Origin of the sequence: Streptomyces sp. NPDC001315 (genome assembly GCF_042896175.1) — a bacterium.
Taxonomy (GTDB): domain Bacteria; phylum Actinomycetota; class Actinomycetes; order Streptomycetales; family Streptomycetaceae; genus Streptomyces.
Genome location: NZ_JBIAWZ010000001.1, coordinates 1,338,006 through 1,355,285, shown reverse-complemented (window position 1 = coordinate 1,355,285; position 17,280 = coordinate 1,338,006). Strand labels below are relative to the sequence as shown.

The 17,280-nt window shown below is 70.8% G+C and carries 12 protein-coding genes; 4 read left to right on the top strand and 8 right to left on the bottom strand.

Annotated elements, in window-relative coordinates; genetic code table 11:
• Positions 1-138 precede the first annotated feature (138 nt).
• The 3 genes from pulA to ACFY16_RS05995 all read left to right on the top strand — a co-directional run bounded on the left by pulA (position 139) and on the right by ACFY16_RS05995 (position 7,625).
• Positions 139-5,541 carry a pullulanase-type alpha-1,6-glucosidase gene (gene pulA / locus ACFY16_RS06005; RefSeq protein WP_390645840.1) on the top strand — a complete coding sequence of 1,801 codons (5,403 nt, stop codon included), beginning with the start codon at positions 139-141 and terminating at the stop codon, positions 5,539-5,541.
• Positions 5,542-5,618: 77 nt separating this feature from the next.
• On the top strand, positions 5,619-7,241 hold the full coding sequence (locus ACFY16_RS06000; protein ID WP_390645839.1) for a SpoIIE family protein phosphatase: 1,623 nt from the start codon (positions 5,619-5,621) through the stop codon (positions 7,239-7,241).
• Between the two features lie 27 nt (positions 7,242-7,268).
• On the top strand, positions 7,269-7,625 hold the full coding sequence (locus tag ACFY16_RS05995) for a 5-carboxymethyl-2-hydroxymuconate Delta-isomerase (protein ID WP_390645838.1): 357 nt from the start codon (positions 7,269-7,271) through the stop codon (positions 7,623-7,625).
• Between the two features lie 9 nt (positions 7,626-7,634).
• Here ACFY16_RS05995 and ACFY16_RS05990 read toward each other — a convergent pair whose 3' ends face one another.
• From ACFY16_RS05990 to ACFY16_RS05970, 5 genes are all read right to left on the bottom strand, one after another.
• On the bottom strand, positions 7,635-8,324 hold the full coding sequence (locus ACFY16_RS05990) for a TetR/AcrR family transcriptional regulator (RefSeq protein WP_390645837.1): 690 nt from the start codon (positions 8,322-8,324) through the stop codon (positions 7,635-7,637).
• A gap of 56 nt (positions 8,325-8,380) precedes the next feature.
• Complete coding sequence (locus ACFY16_RS05985; protein ID WP_390645836.1) at positions 8,381-9,433, bottom strand: PDR/VanB family oxidoreductase; 1,053 nt, start codon at positions 9,431-9,433, stop codon at positions 8,381-8,383.
• The gene (locus tag ACFY16_RS05980; RefSeq protein ID WP_390645835.1) at positions 9,433-10,338 is read right to left on the bottom strand and encodes a metal-dependent hydrolase; all 906 of its coding nucleotides are present in this window, start codon (positions 10,336-10,338) and stop codon (positions 9,433-9,435) included. Before ACFY16_RS05980 ends, ACFY16_RS05985 begins: the two co-directional genes overlap by 1 nt.
• A gap of 67 nt (positions 10,339-10,405) precedes the next feature.
• The gene (locus ACFY16_RS05975; protein WP_390645834.1) at positions 10,406-12,319 is read right to left on the bottom strand and encodes a hypothetical protein; all 1,914 of its coding nucleotides are present in this window, start codon (positions 12,317-12,319) and stop codon (positions 10,406-10,408) included.
• A gap of 64 nt (positions 12,320-12,383) precedes the next feature.
• Positions 12,384-12,893 (bottom strand): tetratricopeptide repeat protein, encoded by a 510-nt coding sequence (locus tag ACFY16_RS05970; RefSeq protein ID WP_390645833.1) that lies wholly within the window; start codon positions 12,891-12,893, stop codon positions 12,384-12,386.
• Positions 12,894-13,060: 167 nt separating this feature from the next.
• On the opposite strand from ACFY16_RS05970, the gene ACFY16_RS05965 reads away from it, so the two are divergent.
• Positions 13,061-13,468, top strand: a complete 408-nt coding sequence (locus ACFY16_RS05965; RefSeq protein WP_390645832.1) for a hypothetical protein — start codon at positions 13,061-13,063, stop codon at positions 13,466-13,468.
• Positions 13,469-13,583: 115 nt separating this feature from the next.
• Here ACFY16_RS05965 and ACFY16_RS05960 read toward each other — a convergent pair whose 3' ends face one another.
• The 3 genes from ACFY16_RS05960 to ACFY16_RS05950 all read right to left on the bottom strand — a co-directional run bounded on the left by ACFY16_RS05960 (position 13,584) and on the right by ACFY16_RS05950 (position 17,232).
• Complete coding sequence (locus ACFY16_RS05960; protein WP_390645831.1) at positions 13,584-15,128, bottom strand: DUF1996 domain-containing protein; 1,545 nt, start codon at positions 15,126-15,128, stop codon at positions 13,584-13,586.
• A 188-nt stretch (positions 15,129-15,316) separates the two neighbouring features.
• Positions 15,317-15,967: a response regulator gene (locus tag ACFY16_RS05955; protein ID WP_390645830.1), complete on the bottom strand. Its 651-nt coding sequence runs from the start codon at positions 15,965-15,967 to the stop codon at positions 15,317-15,319.
• Positions 15,952-17,232 carry a sensor histidine kinase gene (locus tag ACFY16_RS05950; protein WP_390645829.1) on the bottom strand — a complete coding sequence of 427 codons (1,281 nt, stop codon included), beginning with the start codon at positions 17,230-17,232 and terminating at the stop codon, positions 15,952-15,954. The genes ACFY16_RS05955 and ACFY16_RS05950 overlap by 16 nt, the downstream gene beginning before the upstream one ends.
• Positions 17,233-17,280 lie beyond the last annotated feature (48 nt).

The window sequence follows — 17,280 nt, the reverse complement described above, 5'->3', positions numbered from 1 at the left end:
TGAGTTGCAAGCCTCTTGCTGTAAACCTTTCGTCAGCGATACGGTCGCGCCTGGCGCCCGGAGACACAGCCGACGACGCTCGTGGCCGTGGCGCAGGGTTCGCCCCAACTGAGCCGTAATCGCTAGGAGTTAACGCCTGTGATACCGAGATGGCCGGCGCCCCGGACGCGCCGCACCGCGCATGCCAGACGGATCGCGGCCGTCACCGTGGCCGCGCTCGCCGCCGCCCTGGTCCAGCCCCTCGCCGCGCACGCGGACGCCCCGCCCGCGCCCCCCTCCGACGCGAAGCTCGCCGCCGCGCCCGCTCGGCACGACGACACCCGTGAGCAGTTCTACTTCGTGATGCCGGACCGTTTCGCCAACGGGGACACGTCCAATGACGAGGGCGGACTGACCGGGTCACGGCTCAGCACCGGCTACGACCCCACCGACAAGGGCTTCTACCAGGGCGGCGACCTCAAGGGCCTGACCAGTCGGCTCGACTACATCAAGGGTCTGGGCACCACCGCCATCTGGATGGCCCCGATCTTCAAGAACCAGCCCGTGCAGGGCACCGGCACCAACGCCTCCGCCGGCTACCACGGTTACTGGATCACCGACTTCACCCAGGTCGACCCGCACTTCGGCAGCAACAAGGACCTCGAGACCCTCATCTCCAAGGCGCACGCCAAGGGCATGAAGGTCTTCTTCGACGTCATCACCAACCACACCGCCGACGTCGTCGACTATGAGGAGAAGTCCTACGACTACCTCTCCAAGGGCGCCTTCCCGTACCTGACCAAGGACGGCGAGCCCTTCGACGACGCGGACTACGCGGACGGGAGGACGGAGTTCCCGGCCGTCGACGCCGACTCCTTCCCGCGCACGCCGAAGGTCACGCAGAACACCAAGGTCCCGTCCTGGCTCAACGACCCGACGATGTACAGCAACCGGGGCGACTCGACGTACGCCGGCGAGTCGACCACCTACGGCGACTTCTCCGGCCTGGACGACCTGTGGACCGAGCGTCCCGAGGTCGTCGAGGGCATGGAGAAGATCTACCAGCGCTGGGTCAGGGACTTCGACGTCGACGGCTTCCGCGTCGACACCGTGAAGCACGTGAACACGGAGTTCTGGACCCAGTGGGCCACGGCCCTCGACGCGTACGCGGCCAAACAGGGCCGAGACGACTTCTTCATGTTCGGCGAGGTCTACTCCGCCGACACCTCGATCACGTCCCCGTACGTCACCCAGGGCCGCCTCGACGCCACGCTCGACTTCCCCTTCCAGGAGGCGGCCCGGCAGTACGCCTCCCAGGGCGGCAGCGCACAGCAGCTGGCGGGCGTGTTCGGCGACGACTACAAGTACACGACCGACAAGGCCAACGCGTACGAGCAGGTCACCTTCCTCGGCAACCACGACATGGGCCGCATCGGGTACTTCCTGAAGCAGGACAACCCGGACGCCACCGATGCCCAGCTCGTGCGGAAGGACAAGCTCGCCAACGAGCTGATGTTCCTCAGCCGCGGCAACCCGGTCGTCTACTACGGCGACGAGCAGGGCTTCACCGGCTCCGGCGGCGACAAGGACGCCCGCCAGACCATGTTCGCCTCCAAGGTCGCCGACTACCTCGACGACGACGAACTCGGCACCGACCGCACCCACGCCGTCGACGCCTACGACCCGAGCGCACCGCTCTACCGGCAGATCAGTGCTCTCGCCAAGCTGCGCAAGGACAACCCGGCCCTCACCGACGGAGTCCAGGAGCAGCGCTACGCGGCCGACGGCGCCGGCATCTACGCCTTCTCCCGCACCGGCACCGGCAAGGACACCACCGAGTACGTCGTCGCCTTCAACAACGCCGGTGAGGCGAAGACGGCCACCTTCGCCACCGGGTCCGCCGACATGACCTTCCACGGCATCTACGGCACCGACGCCACGGTCCGCTCCGGCGCCGACAAGAAGGTCACGATCACCGTCCCGGCCGGCTCGGCCGTCGTCCTCAAGGCCGCCGGCCGGCTCGCCGAGCCGACGACCGAGCCCGGCATCGCCCTCAAGGCCCCGGACGCGGGCGCCACCGGCACGGTCGAGCTCACCGCCGACGTCGACGGCGGCCGCCTCAACCGCGTCGTGTTCGCCGCCCAGACCGGCGACGGAAAGTGGCAGACCCTCGGCTCCGCCGACCACGCCCCGTACAAGGTCACCCAGACCATCGGCAAGGACGTACCGGCCGGCACCGCCCTGCGCTACAAGGCCGTGGTCATCGACTCGGCCGGCCGCACGGCGAGCGCCACCGCCACATCCACCACCGGCACCCCGCCCGCCGCGGAGACCCCCACCGCGTCCTCCCGCGACTACGCGGTCGTGCACTACAAGCGCATCGACGGCGACTACGCCGACTGGGGTCTGTACGCCTGGGGCGACCTCGCCGACGGCGAGGCCACGAACTGGCCCGCCAGCCACCCCTTCACCGGACGCGACGCCTACGGAGCCTTCGCCTACGTCAGGCTGAAGCCCGGCGCGTCCGACGTCGGCTTCCTCGTCATCGACAAGGACGGCAACAAGGACGTATCCGCCGACCGCACGATCGACGTCACCGAGACGGGTGAGATCTGGATCGAGCAGGGCAAGGAGACCGTCCTCACCGAGAAGCCCACGGCCGACTACCCCGCCCAGGACAAGACCATGGCCGTCCTCCACTACCACCGCGCCGACGGGAACTACGACGGCTGGGGACTGCACGTCTGGACGGGCGCAGCCAACCCCACCGACTGGTCGAACCCCCTGAAGCCGGTGAAGACTGATGCCTATGGCGCGGTCTTCGAGGTGCCGCTCACCGAGGGTGCCACCAGCCTCAGCTACATCATCCACAACGGCGACGCGAAGGACCTCGCCACCGACCAGTCCCTGGACCTCACCGCCGACGGCCACGAGGTGTGGCTGTTGAACGGCCAGGAGGAGTACCTGCTGCCGCAGCCCGCGGGCTCCGCGGCCGCTCTCGACCTGACCACCTCCAAGGCGGTCTGGATCGACCGGAACACGGTCGCCTGGAACGGCTCCGAAGCGGCCGCCTCCACCCAGCTGCTCTCCTCCCACGACGGCTCGATCGCCGTCCAGGACGGCGCCCTCACCAGCGACGACGAGCGCTGGCTGCGCCTGACGAAGACCACGCTCACCGACGCCCAGAAGGCGAAGTTCCCGCACCTGAAAAACTACACCGCCTGGTCCGTCGACCCGCGTGACCGAGACCGGGTGCGCGAGGCCCTGCGCGGCCAGCTCGTCGCCTCCCAGCGGGCCGCGAACGGCGCGGTCCTGTCCGCGACCGGCGTCCAGATCGCCGGCGTGCTCGACGACCTCTACGACGCGACGAAGGCACAGCTCGGCCCGGTCTTCCACAACGGACGGCCCACCCTGTCCGTCTGGGCGCCGACGGCACAGTCGGTGAGCCTCGACCTCGACGGCACCACCGTCGCCATGAAGCGGAACGACACCACCGGCGTGTGGTCCGTCACCGGGCCCGCGTCCTGGAAGAACAAGCCCTACCGCTACGTCGTGAAGGTCTGGGCGCCCAGCGTCCGCAAGCTCGTCACCAACAAGGTCACCGACCCCTACTCCGTCGCCCTCACCGCGAACTCCGAGCGCAGCCTCGTCGTCGACCTCGACGACAAGTCCCTCGCACCCGGGGGCTGGTCGACCCTGACCAAGCCCAAGGCCGTACCGCTGAAGGACGCGCAGATCCAGGAGCTGCACATCCGCGACTTCTCCGTCGCGGACAGGACGGCCGCCGACCCCGGCACCTACCTCGCCTTCACCGACAAGGACAGCGACGGCTCCAAGCACCTGCGCGAGCTGGCCGAGTCGGGCACGTCGTACGTGCACCTGCTGCCGGCCTTCGACATCGCCACCATCCCCGAGAAGACGTCCGACCGGGCGACCACCGACTGCGATCTCGCCTCCTACGCGGCCGACTCCGAGAAGCAGCAGGAGTGCGTCGCGGCGATCGCCGCGAAGGACGCCTACAACTGGGGCTACGACCCGTACCACTACACGGTCCCCGAGGGCTCGTACGCCACCGACCCGGACGGCACCGCCCGTACGGTCGAGTTCCGCAAGATGGTCAAGGCGCTGAACGAGGACGGCCTGCGGGTCGTGATGGACGTGGTCTACAACCACACCGCGGCCAGCGGCCAGGCGGACACCTCCGTGCTCGACAAGGTCGTGCCGGGCTACTACCAGCGGCTCCTCGCCGACGGGTCGGTCGCGAACAGCACCTGCTGCGCCAACACCGCGACCGAGAACGCCATGATGGGCAAGCTGGTCGTCGACTCCATCGTCACCTGGGCCAAGGAGTACAAGGTCGACGGCTTCCGCTTCGACCTCATGGGCCACCACCCGAAGGCCAACATCCTCGCCGTACGCAAGGCCCTGGACGCGCTGACCCCGGCGAAGGACGGCGTCGACGGCAAGAAGATCATCCTTTACGGCGAGGGCTGGAACTTCGGCGAGGTCGCCGACGACGCCCGCTTCGTGCAGGCCACGCAGAAGAACATGGCCGGCACGGGTGTCGCGACCTTCTCCGACCGTGCCCGTGACGCGGTGCGCGGCGGCAGCCCCTTCGACTCCGACCCCGGCGTGCAGGGCTTCGCGTCCGGGCTGTACACCGACCCCAACTCCTCCACGAGCAACGGCACGGAAGCCGAGCAGAAGGCCCGCCTCCTGCACTACCAGGACCTGATCAAGGTCGGGCTGACCGGCAACCTCGCCGAGTACCGCTTCACCGACACCGACGGCAAGGACGTCACCGGCGCCGAGGTCGACTACAACGGCGCGCCCGCCGGCTACGCGGACGCACCCGGCGACGCCCTCGCCTACGTCGACGCCCACGACAACGAGTCGCTGTTCGACGCCCTGACCTACAAGCTGCCCAAGGACACCTCCGCGTCCGACCGGGCCCGGATGCAGGTCCTCGCGATGGCCACGGCCGCCCTCTCCCAGGGGCCGGCCCTGTCCCAGGCCGGCTCGGACCTGCTGCGCTCCAAGTCCCTGGACCGCAACTCCTACGACAGCGGCGACTGGTTCAACGCCATCCACTGGAACTGCGCCGACGGCAACGGCTTCGGCCGCGGGCTGCCGATGGCGGCCGACAACGCCTCCAAGTGGCCGTACGCCAAGCCCCTGTTGAGCTCCGTCGGCGTGGGCTGCGCGCAGATCACCGGCGCCTCGGCCGCGTACCAGGACCTGCTGAAGATCCGTACGACCGAGCAGGCGTTCTCCCTCGGCAGCACCGAGCAGGTGCAGTCGAAGCTCTCCTTCCCGCTGTCCGGGAAGGACGAGACGCCCGGTGTGATCACCATGGAGCTGGGCGACCTGGTCGTCGTGTTCAACGCGACGCCGACGACGCAGCGGCAGCAGGTCGACGCGCTCGCCGGGACCGGCTACCGGCTGCACCCGGTGCAGGCGTCGGGCGCGGACCCTACCGTCAAGTCCGCGTCCTACGAGCGGGAATCGGGCACGTTCGCCATTCCGGGGCGTACCGTCGCGGTCTTCTCCCGCACCGCCTGACGGCGCACTAGCGTGGTGGGGGCGGGCCCGCCGTGGGCCCGCCCCCACCGGCACATGCCCTTGAGGGGCGTTGGAACATGAACGGCAACGGCAAGCAGCAGACGGACACGACCGTGCTGGTCGTCGACGACGTGGCGGCCAACCGCTACGCCATGGGCGCGGTACTGCGCCGGGCGGGCCACCGGGTGGTGCCGGTGGCCAGTGGGAGAGAGGCGCTCGTCGAACTCGACGTACGGCTGCGGTCGGGCACACTGCCCGATGTGGCACTGGTGGACGTGGGCCTGCCGGACATGAGCGGCTTCGAGCTGTGCCGCCGGGTCAAGGCCCGGCCGCCCATGGCCGCGCTGCCCGTCGTGCACTTCTCCGCCGCCTCCGTGGCGCCCGGCGACCGGTGCCGGGGACTGGACGCGGGCGGGGACGCCTATCTGACGGTGCCCGCCGACCCGCAGGAGATACAGGCGGTCGTACGGGCCGCGCTGCGCGGGGCACGCCGGGGCACGGGCGCCGAGACGCTGGTCCACCGGCTGACGCTGCTGTCCGAGGCGATCGTCACCGTGCAGGCCGCGCGTTGCCCGGAGGAGCTGGCCGGCGCGGCCGCCGAGGGCGCGGCCCGGCTGACCGGCACCCCCGCCGTGGTGTTCATCGCCGGACCGGACGGGGAGCTGTACCGGGGGACGTCCCGGGACCTGGGTGTCCTCGGGCTGCCGGGAGCGGAGGCGGAGGAGGCCGTGGCACGGCTGCTGCCGCGGATCGCGGACGGGCGCGGCGGGGTGCAGAGCGTCGTCGTGCCCGCACCGCTGTGGCCGGCCGGGTTCTTCCGGCCCGGGGTGCGGGACGACGCCCGGCTCGTGCTGACCCTCACCCAGGGCCAGCGCTCGCCGGTCTGCGTCGCCACGCCCGCGCGCCCCGCCCACCGCGCGGATCCGGCGAACGACGGGCTGCTCGCCCGTCTCGCCCAGGCCACCGCCCTCGCCGCCGAGCCGCTGCTCATGTACCAGGTGGAGCGCCATGTCGCCCTCACCCTCCAGCGCAGTTTCCTGCCCCGCCCGGACAGCCTGCCCGAGCTGCCCGGCGTCGACCTGGTGGTCCGCTACGTGCCCGCGTCCCACGACACCGAGATCGGCGGCGACTTCTACGCCGCCCTGCGCACCGGCGCCGGAGTGCTGACCGCCGTCGGCGACGTCGTCGGGCACTCGCTGGACGCGGCCACGGTCATGGTGGAGATCCGGCACGCGCTGCGCGCCTACTGCGTCGAGGACGGCGACCCCGCCGTACTGGCCGGACGGCTCGACCGGATGCTCCAGCGCTACCACCCGGACATCACGGCCACCGTCTGCCTGGCCCTCGTCGACCCGGACAGCGGGCGGCTGCGCATCGCCAACGCGGGCCACATCCCGCCGCTGCTCCTGCGCGGTGAGGGCGGCGCCGAGTACGTCGACGTGGCCGGGCCGCTGCTCGGGCTCGGCCTGGACCGCCCGGAACCCACCGAGCTGGTGCTGCGCCCCACCGACCGGCTCCTCATGGTCACCGACGGTCTCATCGAGACCCGCGGCACCGACCTCGGGACCTCCCTGCGTCACCTGCGCACGGCCGCGGCCGACGCCCCGGCCGGCCTCGACGCCCTGTGTGACCTGCTGCTGGACTGCTTCGGCCACGACCGCGAGGACGACATCGCGATGCTGGCGCTGCGACTAGGCTGAGCCCCGTCGCCTAGAACAGGAGTGCCCATGCCGCAGATCACCGTCGACTACTCGGAACGGCTCGCGGACGACTTCGACCGGCCCGGATTCGCGCGGGCGCTGCACGCCGCCACGGTCGAGATCGCGGCCGCGAAGCCGCCGGCGTGCAAGACGCAGTTCCGCCGGACCGAGGACACCGTGGTCGGCCCGGACACCGAGGGGCACGCCGTCGTGCACATCCACATCGGCCTGCTGGCCGGCCGCACCGAGGAGACGAGGGCCCGGCTCACCGAGGCCGCGCTGGAGTTGCTGCGCCAGTATGTGAAGCCCGCCGAGGGCCTGGCCCTGCACGCCTCCGCGGAGGTGCGCGACCTCGACCCGTCGTACCGGAAGTTCGAGAGCTGAGGAAGCTCCTCAGGACGCCAGGGCGATCAGCCGGGCGGCCAGGTCGCTGAAGGGGCCGTCGGCCGGTTCGTCCCTGAACATCGGGAGCAGCAGCGTGCGCATCTCGTCGTCGTACGCCGCGCTCACGGCCGTCAGCGCGGCGAAGTCGTGCACGAGCTGGACCTCCAGCTCGGCACGCGGGATGCGCCGGCCGTCCAGCCAGATCAGCGCGGTCGACTCGGCGAGCGAGATCCAGGAGCGGATCACCAGCTCCAGTCGCGCGGGCGGGTCCGTGATCCCCAGATGCGCGAGGATCTGCTCGTAGGCGGCCTGCCGTACGGAGTCGATGAGCGCGTTCGTCGTCGAGGAGCCCACGGCGGGGCCGCCGCGCATGAGGGCCGAGAAACCGGGGCCGTGCTCGTCCACGAAGTCGAAGTACCGGCGCATCACGCGCAGCAGCCGCGCCCCCAGCGGACCGTCGTGCGGTTCCTCGAACCGGCCCGCCAGATCCTCGGAGGCCCGCTTCAACGCCGCTTCGTAGAGGCTGAGTTTGCCGGGGAAGTAGTGGTAGACGAGCGGCCGCGAGATACCCGCCGCCGACGCTATCTCGTCGATGGAGACCTCGTCGGGCGAGCGGCGGCTGAACAGTTCGAGGGCGACACCGATCAACTGCTGCCGACGCTCGTCGACTCCCATTCTGCGGCGGACCCCGGTAGTCATGCGAACACCTTACCGATCGCAACCGGAATCGAACGGACCTGACCTGCCGCAGGTGTTCACAAATCCAACACGAGACGATCACTTCGTGCCCGCGAGACGCAGATCAGCATCGAGTCTGCGCGCTCCGCGTCCGTCAGCAGCTCGTCCCGATGGTCGATCTCGCCCTCCAGCACCCGCTGCCGGCAGGTCCCGCAGAAGCCCTGCTCGCACGAGTACACGGTGTCCGGCAGCTCGGCGCGCACGGCGGCCAGCACGGTGGAGTCGGTGGGCACCGTCAACGTCCGTCCGCTGCGGCGGAGTTCCACCTCGAACGAGGAGTCGCCCCCGACCGGGCCGCGCGGCGCGAACCGCTCCAGGTGGAGCGTCGCCCCGGCCGGGATGCGCGCGGACACCGCTTCCATCAACCCTTCCGGCCCGCAGCAGTAGACGGCGGCGCCCTCCGGCAGGTCCGCGAACAGCGCGTCGAGATCGGGCCGTCCGTCCTCGTCCTCGGCGACGACCGTGGTGCGCTCCCCGCCCAGCTTCTCGACCTCCTCCAGGAACGGCATCGAGGCCCGCGTACGGCCGCCGTACAGCAACCGCCACTCCACGCCCGGCGGCAGCGCCCGCAGCATCGGCAGGACGGGGGTGATCCCGATCCCGCCGACGACGAAGACGTAGGACTCCGCCTCGACCAGCGGGAACCGGTTGCGCGGCCCCCGCACCTCGAGTTCCGTGCCCTCCCGCACCCGCTCGTGCGCCTCGCGCGAGCCGCCCCGCCCGCCCTCGACCAGCCGCGCCGCCACGGTGTACGACGAGGTGTCCGCCGGGTCGCCGCACAGCGAGTACTGCCGCACGAGCCCCGACGGCAGCACCAGATCGAGGTGCGCGCCGGGCTCCCAGCGCGGCAGCAACTGCCGCCCCTGCAGGCGAAGTTGTACGACCCCTTCGGCGACCGTCTCGTGCGAGGTCACCAGCAGCCGCAGGGTCCGCGACCGCGGCTGCCCCGAGACCGGCCGCTCCAGGGCGGGCAACGGCCACAGCGGCGAGGCCTGGATCCGGCGGCGCATCGCCCGCCTGGCGAGCAGCGCCGCGCCCGCGACGACCACGACGGTCCGCAGCTTCGGCATCACGCGGCACCCTTTTCCGCCGCCAGCGCCGCGGGGGAGGAGGCCAGATAGGCGACGGCCTGCGCGGTGCTGCCCTCCTGAGAGGGGTGGTAGTCACGGCTCAGGTAGCGCGGGACGGACCTGAGCATGTCGCCGGTCGGGGGCAGCACACCCTGGCGGCCGCGCACGTAGAAGTCCTTGAAGCCGGCCCTGCCGTCCATGAGCGTCGGGTCGTTCGCCATGAAGAAGCGGATCCCGCGCTGCCAGAGGAACACCAGCGCCGTGAACGCGGTCGCCCAGGTCCGGGCGCGCCGTCGGTAGCTGCCGTCGACGTGCAGGAACAGCTCGAAGGCGACGGACCGGTGCTCGACCTCCTCGGCGCCGTGCCAGCGCAGCAGGTCCAGCATGGTCGGGTCGGCGCCGCACCGGTCCAGCTCCTCGGCGTTCAGCACCCAGTTGCCGAGGAAGGCCGTGTAGTGCTCGATGGCCGCGATGATCGCGACGCGCTCCAGCAGCCACCACTTGCGCGCCTTGCCCGGCGGCAGGGTCCGGTCGCCGAGCAGCTTCTCGAAGAACCAGTCGACCTGCGCGGTGTACGGCGTCGGGTCGAGCCCCAGCTCCTTCAGGTGCGGCAGCACCTCGTCGTGAGCCTGGGAGTGCATCGCCTCCTGCCCGATGAACCCGACGACGTCCTCGCGCAGCCGCTCGTCCCGGATGTACGGCAGCACCTGCTTGTAGACGTGCACGAACCACCGCTCACCGGCCGGCAGCAGCAGATGCAGCACGTTGATGGTGTGTGTGGCGAACGGGTCCCCCGGCACCCAGTGCAGCGGGGTGGCCTCCCAGGAGAAGGACACCTTGCGCGCCTTGAGCGGTATCCGCTCGCCCCCGACGGGACGGGGCACCCGGGCCTGCTTGTTAGACATGGCGTCAATGTACTGACGGGTAGACCCGGGTGGAACCCTCGCGGCGCACTTCTTTCCGCGGCTTCTTTCAGCGCAGATCGGTGATCTTCGTGCCGTCGTCCAGCGTCCCCTTGAGGCCGACCTGCGCCCCCTTCTTCGCGGGCGCCACCAGCATCCTGCTCTGCGAGGTCGCCCGGACCCCGCCCGTCGTACTGATCGACTCGGTGCCCCAGCTGGCCGCGGCCAGCAGGTACCAGGAACCGGCCTCCGACTTCCACAGCACGCCCGCCAGGACGTGCGGATCGCGGGCACCGCACGCCGACACGTTCTCCGCCTTCGCCACGGCCGCCCCGTACCTCCCGCCCGGCGTGTTGAACAGGGCCAGCACCCGCGGCCCGCCGCCCCGCCATGTCTCGGCCCGCGTGCACACCCAGGTGGCCGTGCCGTTCGCGTCCGGCAGCTGTTGCTCGGCGTACTTCCAGGCGTTCACCGACCGCACGCCCTGGGTGCGCGCGTCGACCAGTGAGCAGGCGAACGGCGCCCAGGTGTGCAGCGACTTGGCCCCGGACACCTCTTGGGGCTTGGTGGGCCTGCCCGCGGTCAGCCTGGCCGGCACCACCTCGCCGAGGTCCGTCAGTACGTGCTTCCCGGATCCGTCGGTCAGTTGCAGCACGTTCCACGAGGTGCAGAGGCCGTTTCGCGCGACCGGGCTGGCCAGCGGCGCGGTGATCCCGCCGGTGAGGTCGAGGGGCATTGCCCCGGCGCCGGGCTTCATCAGGTCACGCTCGGCCGCCTGCTTCACCCAGGGGGCGGTCAGATAGCGCACGTTGCCGTCGGCCCGATCGAGGACCACGGCGCCCGCGTCGGCGGCCGTCGCGCCGTCGACGCGGGCCAGGTCAAGGGCGACGCCCCGCGTGCCGTCCTTCGGTTCGGCGTAACGCGCGACGCGCAGACCGTCGTAGAGGATCACCACGCGCGCGCTGTCGACGCTGCCCGCGTACAGCAGCTGGGGCGGGCCGGCCGGGCCGCCGGACGGGGTGCCGGGGGTGGCGGAGAGGCGGACGGTCCCGCCGGGGCGGGCCCAGACCGCGAGCGCGCGGCGCAGCAGGGCCGTGTCGCCGGTGAGGCCGCCGCGCGCGGGCCACACGGAGAAGTCGGTGCGTGTGGACGACTGCCACGCCAGGGGTGCGACCCGGAGCAGCTTGCCGGGGTCCAGGGCGGCCTCGGCCGCCGGGTTCTGCGCGTACGCCGGCGCGGCGGCGCCGTCGGGGCCCCAGCCGTCGCCCGGCAGGGCCACCAGGGCGCCGCACACCGCGAGCGCGGCGGCCGCGGCCAGTGCGGCCCGGGACCTCTGCCGGCGCCGCCTCAGATCGGTGGGCCGGGCCTGGAGCGAGCAGGGGTCGAACGCGGGCGAGTCGAGCAGCGCGTACTGCGCGGGCGCGGCGTCGGCCTCGCGCAGCGCGGCCGCCGGGTCGGCCACGTCCGCCGCCGAGAGCACCTCGCGCACATCGCCGTCGGGGAGCTTCTCCAGGCCGCGCAGCACATAGGCGGCGCGGGCGGGTCCGGACAGGGCCGACAGCCGCTGGTCCAGGGCGAGTTCGTCGGCGCCGCCCGAGCGGGGGAAGAGGCGCAGGCCCCACACCTGGGGCAGGGGCGGCGGCAGCTGGGAAAGCTTCGGCCAGGCCCGGCGCCGCAGCGGCAGGCCGGCCCCCAGTGCCGAACGCACGATCTGGAGACGGACGAAGGCGTAACCCGGATCGCCGTCCCGGCCTGTCGACTGGGCCGGGATGACGGGCGCCGACGCGCGTTTCCCGGGCAGCGCGCGCTGGGTGAGGGCGTGCGCCGCCAGGACGCGCCGGCCCCGGCCGAGAGCCGGTGGCAGCACCAGGTAGGCGAGCCGGACGAGCCGCGGGTAGTGCTCGACGAGCGCGGCCTCGGCCTGCTCGATGTCGACGTCGGTGGCGGAAGGAGTGGGGCGCGGGGCGACATGCTGTGACTGCACGTTCAGCAGAACGAGCGAATCCGTGGTTGGTCACCGTCACACACCCGGGCGGTCGTCCGCCGAGTCAGTTCTCCGGTTCGACGAGCGCCCGCGCGTAGTTCGCCATCGATCGCTGGTAGCGGGGCAGGTGGGGAGCCAGGGCGCCCAGCACGAGGGAGAGCCCCTCGCGGTCCCGCCCGAGGCTGGACAGGCACAGCGCGAGACAGGCGCGCACCGCGTCGTCCAACTCGTCCGACGGGCCGTCCAGTTCGGGCGTCAGCAGCTTGACGCCCTCCTCCGCCCGGCCGGTGTTGCGCAGCGAGCTGGACAGCTGGATCTTGGCGCGGCGGCCCTTGTAGCCGCTGACCTCGCTGAGCCCGAGCGCGAGCGCCTCCCGGTACAGCGGAACCGCCCTGTCCGAGTGGCCGGTCGAGTCCCATGCGGATGCCTGTTCGAACGGACCGAGCGGGCTGCCGTCGGGCAATTCGGCGACGAGCGCGTCGATCACCGCCCGGAAGTCCGCCGCGGTGGCCTCGGTGTAGTCGTCGATGGTGGCCCAGGCGGCGGCCACGCGATCTTCCCAGTCCTGGTTCACCGGCACACCTTCGCACGAGTGTGCCTGCAGGGACACTCGGTTTGGAACATCTGGAACTCGGAGCACCTCGTACTCCGAGGACGTTGCACTCCGAGCACCTTGAGCCCTGTTTGAGTGCGTCGCGCACCGGAGCCGTATCCAGGACGAGGCTCTTGCAGGGAGGACAGATGATGGTGACCCGACCGATGCTCGCGGCGGCCGGCGCCGTGGCGGTGCTGGCGCTGGCGGGCTGCGGCTCCGACGGAGACGCGAAGGCGGTGCCGGCGACGGCGACCGGCAGCCTGGAGCACCTGGCCGCCGAGGTGAGGTGCACGCCGGACATGCAGACCGACGCCGACGAGATCCGCCAGGCCGTGTGCAAGAACTCCGACGGCAAGTTCATCCTCGCGACCTTCGCGACCGACCGCGGCCAGCGCGAGTGGATCAACGAGGCCAAGGACTACGGCGGCCACTACCTGGTCGGCCGCAAGTGGGTGGCCGTGGGCGAGGACAGTACGGTGTCGGCCCTGCGCGGCACGCTCGGCGGGGACATCGAGCAGGGCACCGACCACGGGGCCTCGCACTCCGGTCACTGAAGAAAGGTCACCGAAAGCCCCTGCGGCTGAAAGGTCACCGAAAGCCCTGTGGCACACGAAAACCGGCGGTGGGTTTCTCCCACCGCCGGTTTCCTGTCGGGCTAGCGCCGTGTCGTCACTGGCACTTCTGGCCCTTGTTGATGCAGGTGGCCACCTTGTTGTTCAGGTTCGCCGACATGACGTTGATGAAGTCGTCGTGGTCGGTGGCCGGCTTGTGGAGCTGCTCCGGGAAGCCGTCCACCGCGTAGGCGTTCTTCACCTGGCCGTTCTGGACGACCGGCTGCGGCACGCTGTACACCAGGCGCATCGTCAGCTGCGGGATCGCCTTGAAGCCGTTGGCGCAGTTGCCGTTGGCGTCGGCGAAGGCGACGTGCGTGCGGTGGTTGGCGCTGTCGATGTTCTGGCCGTCCCAGCAGCTCTGGAAGGCGAACGTGCGGACCACCTGGCTGCCCTGCGGGCAGATCGGGTACTGCTCCGTGAGCTGCACCTTGTTCTCGAAGCCGGTGCAGCTCCAGTGCGCGTTGGCGTTCGCCAGGCCGTTGGTGGTGGTCTTGGCGTCACCGGTGATGATGCGCAGGAACTGCGGCATCGCCACGACCTTGCTCGTCGGGCTGCCGACGAACTTGATCTGGGCCTGCTTGGCCACCAGGATCTTGCCGACGTTGCCTTCCTTGCCACCGCCGTCGTTGTTCTGGTCGAAGTCCTGCGTGCCGTCCTGCACGCGCAGCACCGGCCAGTAGTACAGCGACTTGTCCTGCTGGTTCTGGCAGGTGGATTCTCCCGCCGCGAACGTGTTGTTGTTGGAGAAGGCGTCGTTCGTCTGGTTGCCGACGTAGTCGTGCAGGTGGTGCGCGCCGTTGGTCACGCCGGGCGCCACGATCACGTTGTCGGTGTTGTGGCTGCCGTTGGCGTTCACGCCGCACTTCGTGGTGAACGTACCGGTCGAGGCGTTGCCGGTCTTCTGCGGCTTCGCCTTGACGTTCGGCTGGACCTTCGTGATGTCGACGAAGTCGGCCGCGGTCGGACCGTTGCCGGCCTGGCCGCCGTTGCCGGCCTGCTGCTGGCCGCCGTTGTTGTTCTGCTGGCCTCCGTTGTTCTGGTTGTTGTTGTTCTGATTGTTGTTCTGGTTGTTCTGGTTGTTGTTCTGCTGGCCGTTGCCCGCCTGGCCGGCGTTGGTGTTCGCGTTGGCCGCCTGCGTGGTGCAGGCCGCGAGCGAACTCAGGTTGGCCGCCTGGCCACCGACCCGCTGGATGTCGATCCTGATCCGGTCGATCGTCGCGGCCCGCTTCTCCTTGAGGGGGCCGACGATCGCGTTCTGGACGAAGCTCGCGTCGTTCGCCTGGGCCGGGCGGGTGGAGGCGAGACGGGCGTAGGCCTCGGTGATCTGCTTGTCGAGGTTCGCCAGCTCCTTGTCGACGCCAGAGCGTGCCGCGTTGGGCACGTTCGTCAGCTTCTGCCCCACGTCCGGGCAGGAAATGGTGGCGACCTGCGCGGCCGCGGTGGCGGCCTTGGTCTGGTTCTGCGCCGAGTTGTTCGACTCGTGCGCCGAAGCGTAGAAGTTCGCCCAGATCAGCCCGCCCCCACCGAGCGCTAGGGCCGCCGATGCGGCTATGGCCTTGCTGGCCATCGACGAACGGCGTTTACGTGTGTTGCGTCCCATGGAACTCCTCTGACTTCCTTGCGGGGCAGCATCGAGGCGCCCGACAGGAGTGAAGCGGCTCCCATCCATACGGTGGTGGTCCCACGGGTGTTCAAACGTCTCAGAAATTGATGAGAGGTTCGAGGAACAATTCGCCCTCAACTCCCTCAATAATCACGGTGGTTGAGGTGATCGCGGTAGTGAGGTGATCAGCGGTCCTGGTCCAGATAGGCGAGCACGGCCAGCACGCGACGGTTGTCGTCGTCCGACACCTCGAGTCCCAGTTTGGCGAAGATGTTGGCGGTGTGTTTGGCGATCGCCCGTTCCGTCACGACGAGCTTGGTGGCGATCGCCGCGTTGGTCCGCCCCTGCGCCATCAGCTCCAGCACCTCCCGTTCCCGGGGTGTGAGCCGCCCGAGCGGCCGGTCGTCCGCGGTGCGCGCCAGCAGCTGCTGGATGACCTGCGGGTCCATCGCCGTACCGCCGGCCGCCACCCGTCGTACGGCGTCCACGAACTGCTCCGCGTCGAACACCCGGTCCTTGAGCAGATAGCCGACCCCGCCGCTGCCGTCGGCGAGCAGCTCACGCGCGTACAGCTGCTCGACGTGCTGGGAGAGGACCAGCACCGGCAGTCCGGGTCTGTCCTGGCGGGCCCGCAGCGCGCACTGCAGGCCCTCGTCGGTGTGCGTCGGCGGGAGGCGTACGTCCACCACCGCGACGTCGGGTCGGTGTTCGGCCAGGGCCCGGGTCAGCTCGGGGCCGGACTCGACGGCCGCGGCGATCTCGAAGTCGTAGGCCTCCAGGAGCCGGACCAGTCCGTCGCGCAGCAGGAACAGGTCTTCGGCTAGGACAACTCGCACGGAAGCTCCATGGTCACCATGGTGGGACCGCCCGCGGGAGAGCTGACGGCCAGGACGCCGTCGAATGTACCCAGTCGTCGCTCGACCCCGGCCAGGCCCGAACCGGCCCCGATCGCGGCGCCGCCCCGGCCGTTGTCGGTGACGGTGATCCGCAGCATGCCGTCGGTGTGGTGCAGGTCCACCCAGATGCGGTCGGCGTTCGCGTGCTTGACGGCGTTGGTGAGGAGCTCGCTGACGGCGAAGTACGCGGCCGACTCGACAGGCGCGTCCGCCCGGCCGTCCAGCTCCACGGTCACCTCTGTCGCGAGGGGCATCCGCAGCGCCAACGCCCGTACGGCGTCGCCCAGTCCGCGCTCCGCGAGCACCGGCGGATGGATGCCGCGCACCAGGTCGCGCAGCTCGGCGAGCGCGTCGGCGGAGGACTGCCGGGCCTGCGTGAGCAGCTGCCTGGCCTTCTCGGGGTCCTTGTCGAGGAGCATCTCGATGGTCCCCAGGTCCATGCCCATCGCCACCAGGCGGGCCTGCGCCCCGTCGTGCAGGTCGCGTTCGATGCGTCGCAGTTCGGCCGCGGAGGTGTCCACGGCGTCCCGCCGGGTCTCGGTCAGGATCCGGACCCGCTCGGCCAGTTCGCCCTGGCTGGGGGCGAGGACGGCGCGGGTGAGCCGGAAGTGGGTGGTCAGCAGGCGCGGCGTGTAGAAGTAGCCGAGCACCAGGAAGACGGCGGCCAGGGCGGCCGCGCACAGGGCGGACGCCTGGCCGGAGACCGGCACGAAGGCGTACCAGTATGTGTCGCCGGTCGTGTCCGCGTACACCCGCCACAGCCCCGCCGCCAGCGCGAACCCCTCCACCGCGTAGAGGACCAGCGCGGCCGGCATCAGCGCGGTGAGGTATCCGGCCGTCATGTCGACCAGCAGCCACCGCAGATCCCGCCAGGTCGCCGGGTCCTGGAGCATCGCGTAGGTGCGCGCCCAGGGCTTGCCGCCCTCCGGTAGCGGCCGGTAGGCCGAGGGGATGCGTATCCCGCACCACTTGGCCGCGAGGATCCGCCGCCGGTCGGCGAAGGACCGCACCCGGGTGAGGGCCCACGGGGTCGTGAGGAGCCCGAGCCCGAGGACGGGGATGAGCGCGATGGAGATGACGGAGAGTGTGTAGCAGAGGATGGCCTCCGGCAAGGACACCAAGGACAGCACGAACCCTCGCCCCGAGGCCAGCGCGGCGTTCCGGGCCCGCGTACCGATGCCGCTGCTCTGCGTGTTGGCGTTCATGGCGTCAGTCTCGCGGACGGCCGGTCGACGGTCACTGGGCCGGGCCCC